The sequence below is a fragment of the Pseudomonas onubensis genome (assembly GCF_965653655.1).
In the GTDB taxonomy this organism is placed as follows: domain Bacteria; phylum Pseudomonadota; class Gammaproteobacteria; order Pseudomonadales; family Pseudomonadaceae; genus Aquipseudomonas.
The window spans coordinates 21,743-35,435 of sequence record NZ_CBFHAZ010000067.1; the positions used below are offsets into that span (position 1 = coordinate 21,743).

6 protein-coding genes are annotated in these 13,693 nt (G+C 60.1%); 2 read left to right on the forward strand and 4 right to left on the reverse strand.

What is annotated here, in order from left to right; genetic code table 11:
- Window positions 1–39: 39 nt before the first annotated feature.
- Window positions 40–3,357, forward strand: a complete 3,318-nt coding sequence (locus tag ACTD9P_RS20080) for a DEAD/DEAH box helicase (RefSeq protein WP_438869065.1) — start codon at window positions 40–42, stop codon at window positions 3,355–3,357.
- Between the two features lie 100 nt (window positions 3,358–3,457).
- Here the strand turns inward: ACTD9P_RS20080 and ACTD9P_RS20085 are convergent, their stop codons facing one another.
- The 3 genes from ACTD9P_RS20085 to mfd are packed head-to-tail and all read right to left on the reverse strand — an operon-like array spanning window position 3,458 to window position 10,188.
- Window positions 3,458–6,148 carry a DEAD/DEAH box helicase gene (locus ACTD9P_RS20085; protein WP_438869067.1) on the reverse strand — a complete coding sequence of 897 codons (2,691 nt, stop codon included), beginning with the start codon at window positions 6,146–6,148 and terminating at the stop codon, window positions 3,458–3,460.
- A 9-nt stretch (window positions 6,149–6,157) separates the two neighbouring features.
- The gene (locus tag ACTD9P_RS20090) at window positions 6,158–6,727 is read right to left on the reverse strand and encodes a CsiV family protein (RefSeq protein ID WP_438869069.1); all 570 of its coding nucleotides are present in this window, start codon (window positions 6,725–6,727) and stop codon (window positions 6,158–6,160) included.
- A gap of 11 nt (window positions 6,728–6,738) precedes the next feature.
- On the reverse strand, window positions 6,739–10,188 hold the full coding sequence (mfd, locus tag ACTD9P_RS20095) for a transcription-repair coupling factor (RefSeq protein ID WP_200430525.1): 3,450 nt from the start codon (window positions 10,186–10,188) through the stop codon (window positions 6,739–6,741).
- Window positions 10,189–10,528: 340 nt separating this feature from the next.
- Between mfd and ACTD9P_RS20100 the strand changes: the two genes are divergently transcribed.
- Complete coding sequence (locus ACTD9P_RS20100; protein ID WP_138816225.1) at window positions 10,529–11,992, forward strand: glyceraldehyde-3-phosphate dehydrogenase; 1,464 nt, start codon at window positions 10,529–10,531, stop codon at window positions 11,990–11,992.
- Between the two features lie 173 nt (window positions 11,993–12,165).
- Here ACTD9P_RS20100 and ACTD9P_RS20105 read toward each other — a convergent pair whose 3' ends face one another.
- Window positions 12,166–13,464, reverse strand: a complete 1,299-nt coding sequence (locus tag ACTD9P_RS20105; protein ID WP_138816224.1) for an MFS transporter — start codon at window positions 13,462–13,464, stop codon at window positions 12,166–12,168.
- Between the last annotated feature and the right edge of the window lie 229 nt (window positions 13,465–13,693).

The following is a 13,693-nucleotide window of genomic DNA, read 5'->3' on the forward strand; positions in this document are numbered from 1 at the left end:
CTTTATCTCGCCAACGTTTGGTCTGTAAAGTGCACACCCATGAATGATTTGATTACACGTCTTGCTTATCTGGACTGGCAAGAGAACTTCAGTCCTCGCACCCTTGACCGTGGTTTTGAATACGCATCACAGGGCCGCGTCCAAGTCGTCGATGTCGGGAAGCAACGACTCATCGCAAGGTGCAAGGGTTCCGGTGGCAATTTCTATTCGCTGACGATCTCCCTGCCGGCCAAAGACGACCCGCGCTGGACCGATATCGATTGCGTGTGCGCCTGCCCTATGGCAGTGGACTGCAAACACGCCGCTGCTGCTTTATTCAAGCTTATCGTGATGACCGATCAGCCCAATGAGCAGGATCAACCCAGAAAAGCACCCAGCGACCGCCTCAATCCGCAGATCGAGCAATGGCTTAGCAACCTTCCAGCGGCTACTCCAGAGGTTGAGTCGCTGCCCAAAGGCAGCAACACCTGCTTGCTGTACCAGCTCAACCCGGACCCTTACTCAAACAACTGGTCACTGTACGTATATCGGGCACGCCTCTTGAAAAAAGGCGGCTACAGCGAAGTCAAAGCAGTGTATTCGCTGGATGAAACCCTGGCACGCGCGCCTGGTTATATGCTCGACATGGACAAGCGTATTTGCAGGCTGCTGTTGGTTGGGCGAGCCTACGGGCGCTACGGCAACAGCTTCCCGCTGGAGGGCGCGGACGGCGCCGAAGTTCTCACACTGGCGCTCAAAACCGGGCGGCTATTTGTGGAGTTTGATGCTCAGTTGGCGCTCAATCCAGGCCCCACGCTTGCTGCCCGTTTCAATTGGGCGGCGCAGCCCGACGGTAGCTATCGACCGCAGTGGCTGAGCGATGAGCTGCAGTTGCACGAAATCTTGCCGCTTACGCCGCTTCATTATTTAAACCTGGATACCCTGGAGTTGGGGGCACTCGAGTATGAGATGGACGACCGTCTGGCTATTCATTTGTCCGCCTTGCCCGAAATTCCGGCAAGTCAGGTCGCGTTGTTCAGTCATCGTCTCAGCGCAGCGGGCGCCGAAATTCCGCCACCGCGTGAGTTGACTGAGCGCGTTGTCGATACGCTTGAGCCGCAGGCTTGTCTGACACTTGGAAGCGACGAGTCCTATTCTTATAGCGCTGAATACCGTAGGCAAATGCCGTCGCTCGAACACCGTGCTGCGCTGGCCTTTCGCTACGGCGATAGGCTGACCGCCGATAAGGACGGCGTTGAGATACGTGTGTTGAGCGGCACCGAAACCCAGCGTATCCAACGCAAGCCTTCGGCCGAGAAGGCCTTGCGTAAAATCATGACCAAGCTCGGTTTTGCCAAGGTCACGCGTAAGACGCGGGCATTGCCGCAGAGCGCCGGCGAGATGTTTGATCTGCCAACTGACGACGCCTGGTTGGACTTTATTGAGCATCATCTGCCGGCCCTTCGAGAGGCCGGCTGGGACATCATTATCCACCCTGGTTTTTACTACGATGTCGAGGCCGTGGACCTTTGGTACGCGGATATTGAAGAGTCTCCTGGTCACGAATGGTTTGATCTTGAGCTGGGGATTGAGGTCAACGGCTCGCGCTATAGCCTGCTCCCCATTGTGCTGGAGCTGATCGTTCGCCAGCCCAAGCTGCTCGACGCCACTTTTATTGCGGAGCGCGCAGACGAGGAGCGCATATTGGTAAGCCTGGGTACTAGCGAGGGGACTAAGGTAGCGCTGACTTATGGTCGGCTTAAACCCTTGATGGCGACGTTGGGTACCTTGTACCAACGCGCGCCCGGCAGTGATTCGCTGCGATTGAGTGCGCCGGATGCGGCCCGCCTCAACGATTTGGACGGCATTCCCCTGGTCTGGCAAGGCGGTGAGCGTGTACGAAACTTCGCCAAGCGCCTTAAAGAGTCGACCCATGTGCACGTCGCGGCCCCTTTGGGGTTAAACGCTGAGCTGCGCGGTTATCAGCTCGAAGGTTTGAACTGGATGCAAACCCTGCGGGAGTTGGACGTTGGTGGCATTCTGGGTGATGACATGGGCCTGGGTAAAACACTGCAAGCTCTTGCGCACTTGCTCACGGAAAAAAACGCCGGTCGTTTGACCGCGCCAGCCTTGGCGATCATGCCCACCAGCCTGATCCCCAATTGGATGGACGAGGCCGCACGGTTTACACCACAACTCAATGTGTTGGCCCTGCACGGCGCCCAGCGCCAAGCCGATTTCACCCGGTTGGCTGATTACGATCTGGTGCTGACCACCTACGCGCTGCTGCCCCGCGACCTTGAGGTTTTGCAACCGCAACGTTGGAGTGTGTTGGTTCTCGACGAAGCGCAAAACATCAAAAACCCCAACAGCAAAGCTGCCCAGGCGGCACGTCAACTGGCTGCCGGCCAGCGCTTGTGCTTAAGCGGCACACCACTGGAAAACCACTTGGGCGAGCTGTGGTCATTGTTCCATTTCCTGTTGCCAGGATGGCTGGGAGACAGCAAGACCTTCAATCGTGAGTACCGTACCCCGATTGAAAAACACGGTAATGCTCAGCGCATGCAGCACCTTGGCGCCAGGATCAAACCGTTCCTGTTGCGTCGTAAAAAAGAACAGGTGGCGACTGAATTGCCACCCAAGACCGAGATTGTGCATTGGGTGGACTTAAGCGACGCCCAGCGCGACGTGTACGAAACGGTGCGTGTGGCGATGGACAAAAAGGTCCGCGATGAAATCACTCGGCATGGTGTCGCCCGCAGCCAGATCATTATTCTGGAGGCCCTGCTCAAACTGCGGCAGGTGTGCTGTGATTTGCGCCTGGTCAAGTCGCTGCCTGCGTCCAGGCTGGCACGCGCTGGCGCCGGCAAGCTGAGCGGTTTGATGGAAATGCTTGAAGAATTGCTCAGTGAGGGGCGGCGTGTTCTGCTGTTTTCGCAGTTCACTTCAATGCTGGCACTGATCGAGGAGGAGTTGAAGCAACGTGAGGTTGAGTACTCGATCCTGACCGGTGACACCCTTGACCGGCGTACACCAGTGAAAAACTTCCAGGAGGGAAAGGTGCCGTTGTTTTTGATCAGCTTGAAAGCGGGTGGCACCGGCTTGAACCTGACGGCGGCCGACACGGTGATCCACTATGACCCATGGTGGAACCCGGCGGTAGAGAACCAGGCCACTGACCGCGCGTATCGCATCGGGCAGGAGAAGCCGGTGTTTGTGTACAAGATGATCGCGCGGGGCACGGTGGAGGAGAAAATACAGGCATTGCAGTTGGAAAAAGCCGCGTTGGCTGATGGGGTTCTTGAAGGCGGGGCCAGTGCTGGGTGGAGGCTGGAGCAGCAGGATATCGAAGCGCTGTTTGCGCCGTTACCTGGCTGAACACCGCGTTGCTGCCATCGCAGGCAAGCCAGCTCCCACCCTTGAATGTATTCACAAATCAAAGGTGGGAGCTGGCTTGCCTGCGATAGCGATCCAACCGTCAGCGCTTCTCTTGCTTATTGGGCAACGGCGCAAACAGCGCCTCAATATCCTCATTACCCAACTGCCAATCCCCGGTCGTGCGCCCATCCAGCACACCCGCCGCCAGGTCAGACTTTTCCTTCTGCAGGTGTTGGATTTTCTCCTCCACCGTGCCTCTTGCGATCATCTTGTAGACGAACACCGGCTTCTCCTGACCGATGCGATACGCACGGTCGGTCGCCTGGTTTTCCGTCGCCGGGTTCCACCACGGGTCATAGTGGATCACCGTGTCGGCCTCGGTCAGGTTCAAGCCCACACCGCCAGCCTTCAAGCTGATCAGAAAAATCTGCAGCTTACCGCTCTGGAAATCCTTCACTGGCGTGCGCCGGTCGCGGGTCTGGCCGGTGAGTAAAGCGTAGGGCACGCCGCGTTTTTTCAGCTCGGCTTCGATCAGGCTCAGCATCGAGGTGAACTGCGAGAACAACAATATCCGGCGCCCTTCGGCAAACAGCTCTTCGAGCATCTCCAGCAAGCTGTCGAGTTTGCCCGAGCTGCTCCCTCGGGCGGGCAGGGTGGCGTCGTTGACCAGGCGCAGGTCGCAACACACTTGGCGCAACTTGAGCAGCGCTTCAAGAATGATGATCTGGCTGCGCGCCACGCCTTTGCGGGTGATTTCGTCGCGCACCTTCTTGTCCATGGCCAGGCGCATGGTTTCGTACACGTCGCGCTGGGCCTCGTTGAGGTCGACCCAGTGGATGATCTCGGTCTTGGGCGGCAGCTCGGTGGCCACCTGCTCTTTGGTGCGGCGCAGCAGGAAGGGTTTTATCCGACCGTTGAGGTGCTGCAGTCGCACCTCGCTGGCGCGCTTTTCGATGGGCACGCGGTAATCACGGTTGAAGCTTTTTACGTCACCCAGCCAACCCGGCAGCAGGAAGTGGAACAGCGACCACAGCTCGCCCAGGTGGTTTTCCAGCGGCGTGCCGCTCAGGCACAGGCGCTGGCGCGCATTGAGCTCGCGCGCGGCCTGGGCAGCCTTGCTGTTGGGGTTCTTGATGTACTGGGCCTCATCGAGGATCAGCACATGCAAGGGCTGGGCGGCGAGGGTGTCGATGTCTTTGGGCAGCAGCGCGTAGGTGGTCAGCAGCAGGTCGTAGTCCTGCAGGTTGGCGAAATGTTTCTTACGGCCAGCGCCGTATAGCGCCTGCACCCGCAGCTGCGGTGTGAAGTGCGCGGCCTCATCCAGCCAGTTGGGAATCAGGCTGGTGGGCATCACCACCATGCACGGTCGGTCGAGGCGCCCGGCGGCTTTTTCGCTGAGAATATGCGCCAGGGTCTGCAAGGTTTTGCCCAGGCCCATGTCATCGGCAAGAATCCCGCCCACATCGAGCTGGCGCAGCGACTGCATCCAGCTCAAGCCTTCCAGCTGGTACGGGCGCAAGGTCGCGTTCAAACCCTCGGGCGCCACGCAGGTGAAGTCCTTGATGTCGCGCAGGCGTTGGGCGAAGTTGCGGATCTTCTCGCCGCCTTCCCATTGCAGCGGCAGGTCTTCCAGCGGGTTCAGGCGAATGGCATCGGCTTTGGCCAGACGTAAGCTGGTGGTGCCGGTTTCCTGTAGGTAAAACTCGCCAAGGGTGGCCAGCACCGGCTTGAGTCGGCCGTAGGGCAACGCCACTTGCAGCGGGCCGTGGCCGTTGGGCAGGCCGGGAATATTCACCAGGATCAGCTCGTCGTCACGGCGCCGGGCGAGTTTTTCCGGGTTGAGGATTTCGGTGTGCGAACGCATCAGGTTGAGCAGGATCGGCAACAGGCTCAAGCGCTCGCCATTGACGATAATCCCCAGCTCCAGGTCGAACCAGTCGCGCTCAGGGCCTTCATCGACCGTGGCGTACCAGTCATCGACGGCACTAAGGTCGAAACCGAAATCTTCTTCTATTTGCAGCTCCCAACCCTCGGCGCGCAAGGTGGGCGAGGCGTTGAGCGTGAAGTTCAGCCACGCACTGTCATTGACCAGTTCGAACAGCTCGCCGGCACTCTCCGGCAGCGCCTTGCTCTGGCGCGTGGCGATCTTGAAGCCCAGCAGGCGCAGTTGTTCGCGATAGGGTTGCTCCAGCTCCGGATGGCGCTTGATGCGCAGGCTCTGGGTTTCCTGGCGCACGATGATGTCGGCGTTTTTCTGCCCGCTGACATAGTTGCCCAGGTAATTGAACGACAGCGCCGCACGGTGCTGGATATAGCGCTGCATCTTGCCATTACGCGGTTCAAACGCGCTGAACTCGACGCTGGCCAGCCACAGGCGCGGCACCGGCCGCACCTCTTCCATGACCACTTGTGGCAGCACCACACGGTTATCCAGCACGGCCTGGAGCTTTTCCAGCAGCTCGGCATCTTGCGCAGCGGCCGGGTAGGCCAGGGTTTCCTGGACCTTGAGCAGCACTGCCGCGATGTGTTTGCAATTGGTGTGCACCGGGCACGTGCAGCGGCTGTCCACCAGGATCAGCGTGCCCTTGGCCGATTCGCGCAGCGAGATGGTTTGTCGGTAAACATTGCCGCCCGAGCCTTCGCAGCTGGCGATGATGGTGCTGTCGCCGGACTCGACGATGCGCACGCGGTTTTCCAGGGCGTAGCGCCGCCCGCGCTCAAGGCTTTGCTCTTTAAAGCGATTGGCCCACGAAGGGGCCAGGGGTTTGGTCAACGACGACGTCAGGGGCATGGCGCTGGATCAGTCCTGAATGTCGGGCGGTGGCGCACTGGGTGGTTTGGCGGTCAGCGACGTGATCTTGATCAGCAGCGCCAAGTGGCCGCCATCGAGGTAATTAAGTTGGTTGTTCTTGGTGCGCACGTCTTGCTGGCTCAGGTGTTCGCTGGCAATCACGCTGCCGTTGGCGTCGAACTGGTTGATCCAGAAGTTCGCGTCGATATCGGTAAAACGCCCAAGCTGCAGGTTCAGCGTGCCTTCGATGGGGAACTGGCCGAACTGCTCCTGGCCGTCGGTAATGGCCAGCTTCACCGGTTGCTCGCCCAGGTTCTGATCCCAGGCGCGGTGCAGCAATACCGTGTAACTGTTGTCCGCGCTGAGCTTGTCGACGATGTTGCCCAGCCGCGGTGGGCTCAGCTTGTCGGTCGGCAGCCGCGCCGCGCCGGCATCCCAGTTTTCCGGCGCGGCGCGGCTATTAATCACCGGCTCGGCGTTCTGGCGCACCAGGATCATTTCCACCAGGTACGGGCTGTCGGCAAACGCCGAAGGTGCGACCACCACCAACAACAAGCTCAGAATGCGGAACAGGCGCATGGGGGCGTCCTTCAAGCAGATTTCGGGATGAGGCGCTCAAACAGCGCCTCCAGGGTATTGAAGCGTTCTTCGGCACGCTCCATCGGCACCATGAATTTGAACAGCGTAGCCCCTTCGAACTTGTAGCGGTTGGGTTGGCCCTGAATCAGCTTGATCAGCACCAGTGGGTCCACCGGCGTTTGCGCCTCGAACTCGATGCGCCCGCCCTGCGGCCCGGCGTCGACCTTCTTGATACCCAGTTGTTCGGCCTGCAATTTCAGCAGCGTCAGGCGCACCAGGTTCTTGGTCGGCTCGGGCAGCAGGCCGAAACGGTCGATCATCTCCACCTGCAGGTCCTTGAGGCCCTCTTCGTCGGTGGCCGAGGCGATGCGCTTGTACAGGATCAGCCGCGCATGCACGTCGGGCAGGTAGTCCTCGGGAATCAGTGCCGGCAAACGCAGGTTGATTTCCGGGCCGCCGCCCAAGGGTTGGTCGAGGTTCGGTTGTTCGCCCTTGCGGATGGCTTTTACCGCGCGCTCGAGCATCTCCATATACAGGGTGAAACCCACCGCCTGGATCTGCCCGCTCTGGCCGTCGCCGAGCAGTTCGCCCGCGCCACGGATTTCCAGGTCGTTGGTGGCCAGTACAAAACCGGCACCGAGGTCCTGGGTGTTGGCGATCGCTTCCAGGCGCTTTTCGGCATCGGAGGTGATCTGTTGGCGCGGCGGAGTCAGCAGGTAGGCATAGGCTTGGTGGTGACTACGGCCGACACGGCCACGCAGCTGGTGCAGTTGCGCCAGGCCGAACTTGTCGGCGCGCTCGATGATGATGGTGTTGGCGCTCGGCACGTCGATGCCGGTCTCGATGATGGTCGAGGCGATCAGCACGTTGAAGCGCTTGTGGTAGAAGTCGCTCATGACCTGTTCGAGTTCGCGCTCGCGCATCTGCCCGTGGCCGATGGCGATGCGCGCTTCCGGCACCAGTTCGGCGAGGTCGGCGGCGCATTTCTCGATGGTCTTCACGTCGTTGTGCAGGTAGTAAACCTGCCCGCCGCGCAGCAGTTCACGCAACAAGGCTTCCTTGACCGTGCTTTTGTTCTGCTCCATCACAAAGGTGCGCACCGACAAACGCCGCGCCGGCGGCGTGGCAATGATCGACAGGTCGCGCATGCCCGACACCGCCATGTTCAGCGTGCGTGGGATCGGCGTCGCGGTGAGCGTAAGAATGTCGACTTCACTGCGCAGGTTTTTCAGCTGTTCTTTTTGACGCACACCAAAGCGGTGTTCTTCGTCGATGATCACCAGGCCCAGATTCTTGATCTTCACGTCTTCCGACAGCAGCTTGTGCGTGCCGATCACGATGTCGATCTTGCCTTCGGCCAAATCGGCGACGGCGGCGTTCACTTCCTTGGCGGACTTGAAGCGGCTCATCACTTCCACGCTCACCGGCCAGTCGGCAAAACGGTCGCGGAAGCTGTTGTAGTGTTGCTGGGCGAGCAGGGTGGTCGGCACCAGAATCGCCACTTGCTTGCCACCGTGCACCGCAATAAAGGCTGCGCGCATGGCCACTTCGGTTTTGCCGAAGCCCACGTCGCCGCACACCAGGCGGTCCATCGGCTTGGGCGCGAGCATGTCGGCGCGCACCGCTTCGATGGTGGTTTGCTGGTCCGGGGTTTCTTCGAAGGCGAAGCCGGCGCTGAACGTGGCGTAGTCGGCTTTCGGGTCGGCGAACGCATAACCTTCGCGCGCGGCACGGCGGGCGTAGATGTCGAGCAACTCGGCCGCCACGTCGCGCACCTGTTCGGCGGCCTTGCGCTTGGCTTTCTGCCAGGTCTCGGAGCCCAGGCGATGCAACGGCGCCAGCGCGTCGTCGCTGCCGGTATAGCGCGCGATCAAGTGCAAGCTGGCCACCGGCACGTAAAGCTTGGCGCCTTCGGCGTATTCCATGGTGAGGAATTCGGCGGCCTGGTTGTCGATCTCCAGGGTCTGCAAACCCAGGTAGCGGCCCACGCCGTGGTCGATATGCACCACGGGCGCGCCTTCGCGCAGTTCGGTGAGGTTCTTGATCACCGCGTCGTTGTTGGCGTCGGCGCGTTTTTCACGGCGACGGCGCTGCATCACGCGCTGGCCGAACAGCGGGCTCTCGGCGATCAGTGCCAGCGCCGGATCGTCCAGCAACAAGCCTTCGTCCAGCGGGGCGATGGTGATTGCCAGGCGCTCTTTGCTTTTCACAAAGTCAGGCCAGCTGTCGACGGTTTTCGGGCGCAGCTTCAGGCGTTCCAGCAACTCCAGCAGCACTTCGCGACGGCCGGCGGATTCGGCGGTAAACAGCACACGGCCAGGGAAATCGCCAAGGAAATTCGACAACGCTTCCAGTGGCTGGGTGGCTTTGGCCTGGATCGCCAAGTCCGGCAACGTGCTCGCCGGGAACCGTTCGCGACCGCTGCCGGCGTCCACGTCTTGCTGGCTGGCGACCACGCGCGGCCAGTTTTTCAGGCGGGCGAAGCAGTCTTCCACCGGCAGGAACAACTCGGCGGGCGGTAATAAAGGCCGCGAAGGGTCGACGCGGCGCTCTTCGTAGCGGTTACGCACGTCATTCCAGAAGTTTTCTGCGGCCTGCTCGATGCCCGGCAGCGAGAACACTTGGGTGTCTGCGGGCAGGTAATCGAACAGCGTGGACGTTTCGTCGAAGAACAGCGGCAGGTAGTACTCGATACCGGCCGGTGTAATCCCGCTGCTTAAATCCTGAAAGATCGGACAGCGGCGGAAGTCGACGTCGAAGCGTTCGCGAAAGCGCGCCTTGAAGCGCGTGACCGCGTCTTTTTGCAGCGGGAATTCGCGCGCCGGCAACAACTTGATCGACTCTACTTTGTCGATGGAGCGCTGGTTGTCCGGGTCGAAGGTACGCAGCGTCTCGATTTCGTCATCGAACAGGTCGATGCGGTACGGCAGTTTGCTGCCCATCGGGAACAGGTCGATCAACGCACCGCGCACCGCGAACTCGCCGTGTTCGTACACGGTGTCGACGCAACGGTAACCGCTGGCTTCCAGGCGCGTGCGCATCTGCTCCACATCGAGCTTCTGGCCTACATCCAGCACCAGGCTGCTGCCGAGCAGGAACTTGGTCGGCGCCAGGCGGTGCAGGGCGGTGGTGATCGGCACCACCAGTACGCCGTGGGCCAGTTCCGGCAGACGGTAGAGGCTGGCGATGCGCTGGGAAATGATGTCCTGGTGCGGCGAGAACAGGTCGTAGGGCAGGGTTTCCCAGTCGGGGAAATGCAGCACCGGCAAATCGGGGGCGAAGAAGCTCAGCTCCTGCTCCAGCCGCTCGGCGCTTTGGCTGTCGGCGGTGAGCAGCAGGGTAAAGCGCTTGGCTGCGCTGGCAGCCTCGGCAATGGCCAGGCTCAGGGCGGCACCGGGCAGGTTGCCCCAGTGCTGTTTACCTGCCGCAGCAGGGAGAAGCGGTAGACGCAGAACGGGCACGGAAGGTTGAGCTCCAAGCGTTGCGACAAAGTCGGTAATTGTAGCGGCCCAAGGTGCCGCCTGTCAGTTGCTGACTGAGCCTATTACGGTTTGCAGGAAATGTAGTGGCTAAGACAAACAATCGAGGGTTTTGACTCAATATGTAGTGCCATTTCGCGCGGATGTTTCGGAGGGTTACGGACAAGTTGGCACTATCGCGGCATGGGTGGCCTTCTGGAACCCGCGTATTTACTGGCCTGTAGCCGGGTGGTATTTTTTTGCAAGGGCTTTTTGTTGCGGTCGGCGCATTGCTCAACGGGCAGTCGGACGACATAATGTAGCCCCTTTTTTCTGCCCCTACATGTGGAAGGTTCCCGTGACTCAGAAGCCCGACCAGTGTCTTGGTGAATGGATCGACCGTGAAGCACTCGCTGAAGCGATGATTCCGCTTATCGGTCAGCTGTACCGCAATAACAATGTGGTGAGCTCGATCTATGGCCGCAGCCTGATCAACCAGTCTGTCATCGCGATTCTCAAAGCGCACCGCTTTGCGCGTCACCGTTCCGCCGACGACAGCGAACTCTCCGTCCACGAAACATTCCCACTGCTTAAAGCCATGAGCGAGCTCAAGCTCGGCGCGGCTTCGGTAGACTTGGGCAAATTGGCTTACAAGTTCCGCAAAGAAGGCGCCGGCCGCAGCGCCGAGCAGTTCGTGCGTGAAGAAATGGCCGAAGTGGTTGGCCAGCAAAACGCCGCTGCCCGCAAAGGTACTGACGTGGTGTTGTACGGCTTCGGTCGTATCGGCCGCCTGCTGGCGCGCATCCTGATCGAAAAAACCGGTGGCGGCGACGGCCTGCGCCTGCGTGCCATCGTCGTGCGCAAAGGCGCCGAGAACGACCTGACCAAGCGCGCCAGCCTGCTGCGTCGCGACTCGGTGCACGGCCCGTTCAATGGCACCATCGTCATCGACGAAGAAAACAACACCATCACCGCCAACGGTAACCTGATCCAGGTGATCTACGCGAAGAACCCGGCCGAGGTGGATTACACCCAGTACGGCATCAAAGACGCGCTGCTGGTGGACAACACCGGTGTATGGCGTGATGCCGAAGGCCTGGGCCAGCACCTGGCCTGCCCAGGTATCGACCGCGTTGTGCTGACTGCGCCTGGCAAGGGCAAGCTCAAGAACATCGTGCACGGTATCAACCACGGTGAAATCACCGCTGACGACAAGATCGTGTCCGCCGCTTCCTGCACCACCAACGCCATCGTGCCGGTGCTGAAGGCTGTGAATGACAAGTTCGGCATCGTGAATGGTCACGTTGAAACGGTTCACTCGTACACCAACGACCAGAACCTGATCGACAACTTCCACAAAGGCGATCGCCGTGGCCGTAGCGCCGCGCTGAACATGGTGATCACCGAGACCGGTGCTGCCACCGCTGCTGCCAAGGCCCTGCCTGAGCTGGCCGGCAAGCTGACCGGTAACGCTATCCGCGTACCGACGCCGAACGTGTCGATGGCCATTCTCAACCTCAACCTTGAGAAAGCCGCCACCCGTGAAGAGATGAACGAGTACCTGCGCTACATGGCGCTGCACTCCGACCTGCATAAGCAGATCGACTTCGTTAACTCGCAGGAAGTGGTGTCCACCGACTTCGTAGGCTCGCGCCACGCCGGTGTAGTCGACGCTGAAGCGACCATTACCCAGGACAACCGCGTTGTGCTGTACGTGTGGTACGACAACGAGTTCGGCTACAGCTGCCAGGTGGTTCGTGTGATGGAAGACATGGCCGGGGTTAACCCGCCAGCATTCCCGCGCTAAGCATCAGCAGTAAATGAAAAAGCCCCGACTGGTTCGGGGCTTTTTTGTGTCTGCTGGTTTTGTGGTGAATGTCAGGGCCTCTTCGCCAGCAAGCTCGCTCCCACATTCGACCGCATTTTTTCAGGCTATACACGGTTAAATGTGGGAGCGGGCTTGCTCGCGAAAGCGGTCTATCAAGCTCCGCCAACCACCGAAGCCTGCGCCGTCCGCAATTCATGCCGATTGCCTTTAAACAGCACCAACGTCGCAATCAACCCCAACACCGCCGCGCCACTCAGCCAAATCCCCGGCGCCGCTTTGTTATCCAGCACATGGATCAAATAAGTACAGGCCGCCGGCGTAAACCCACCAAAGGTCGCGGTCGCCAGGCTATAAGCCAGCGAAAACCCAGTGGTGCGCACTTCAATCGGCATGATCTCGGTAAGCGCCACCACCATCGCCCCGTTGTACGAGCCATACAGGAACGACAACCACAGCAGCACAATCAGCAAATGGCTGAAGCTCGGATTTGCCACCAGCCACGACAGCGCCGGATACGCCGTCAGAATCGCCAGAATCGTCGCCGCCAGCAGCAAGGGTTTACGCCCGATCTTGTCGGACACCGCGCCCATCACCGGCAGCCAGATAAAGTTGGAAATGCCCACGCACACCGTCACCAGCAATGCGTCGAAGTCGGACAGGTGCAGTTCGGCCTTGCCGAAGGTCGGCGTGTAGGCGGTGATCAGGTAGAACGACACGGTGGTCATCACCACCAGCGCCATGCCGGCGATGACGATGCCGAAGTTCTGGCCGATCGAGCGCACGATTTCCTGCAGGGTAGGGCGGTGTTTACGTGCCTGGAACTCAGGGGTTTCTTCCAGCGAACGGCGGATCACGAAGATCACCGGCACGATCAGGCAGCCGATCAGGAACGGTACACGCCAGCCCCAGTCGCCCATCTCTTCAGGGCTGAGCCAGTGGTTGAGGCCTACGCCGAGCAAACCGGCAAACACCACCGCAGCCTGCTGGCTGGCGGACTGCCAACTGACAAAAAAGCCTTTGCGGCCCGGCGTGGCGATTTCCGCCAGGTACACCGACACACCGCCCAGCTCGACGCCGGCGGAGAAGCCTTGCAGCAACCGGCCAAACAGCACCAGCAACGGCGCCGCGACGCCCAAGGTGGCGTAGCCGGGCACGCAAGCGATGAGGATGGTGCCCGCAGCCATCATGGCCAGGGTAATGACCAGGCCCTTTTTACGGCCGTGGCGGTCGATGTAGGCGCCGAGGAAAATTGCGCCCAGTGGCCGCATCAGGAAGCCGGCGCCGAAGGTTGCAAGCGATAGCATCAGCGAGGCGAAGGCGCTGTCGCTGGGGAAGAAGGTTTTGGCAATGGCCGTGGCGTAGAAGCCGTAGACCATGAAGTCGAACATTTCGAGGAAGTTGCCGCTGACAACGCGAAAAATCGCCTTGCCTTTGCCCGTTGTGGTGGACATGTCATGCACTCATTTTGGCTGTCTTATTAGTGATCCCTGGTCATCACTCGTCCTTGCTGCTGTTTTGTAACCATATGTGTATTGGCCACTAGCGGCAATAAAAATTGATAGCAAGCTGACTAAATGCGCAATTGTCGGGGGCGATGAAAATCAAATGTGGGAGCGGGCTTGCTCGCGAATGCGGTGCGTCAGTCAGCTTATGAGTCACTGATGCACCGCATTCGCGAGC

Excerpts from the sequence above, each read along its gene's own strand:
- ACTD9P_RS20080 (WP_438869065.1), top strand. The coding sequence starts at position 40 with ATGAATGATTTGATTACACGTCTTGCTTATCTGGACTGGCAAGAGAAC.
- ACTD9P_RS20085 (WP_438869067.1), bottom strand. The coding sequence starts at position 6,148 with ATGCCCCTGACGTCGTCGTTGACCAAACCCCTGGCCCCTTCGTGGGCC.
- ACTD9P_RS20090 (WP_438869069.1), bottom strand. The coding sequence starts at position 6,727 with ATGCGCCTGTTCCGCATTCTGAGCTTGTTGTTGGTGGTGGTCGCACCT.
- ACTD9P_RS20100 (WP_138816225.1), top strand. The coding sequence starts at position 10,529 with ATGTGGAAGGTTCCCGTGACTCAGAAGCCCGACCAGTGTCTTGGTGAA.
- ACTD9P_RS20105 (WP_138816224.1), bottom strand. The coding sequence starts at position 13,464 with ATGTCCACCACAACGGGCAAAGGCAAGGCGATTTTTCGCGTTGTCAGC.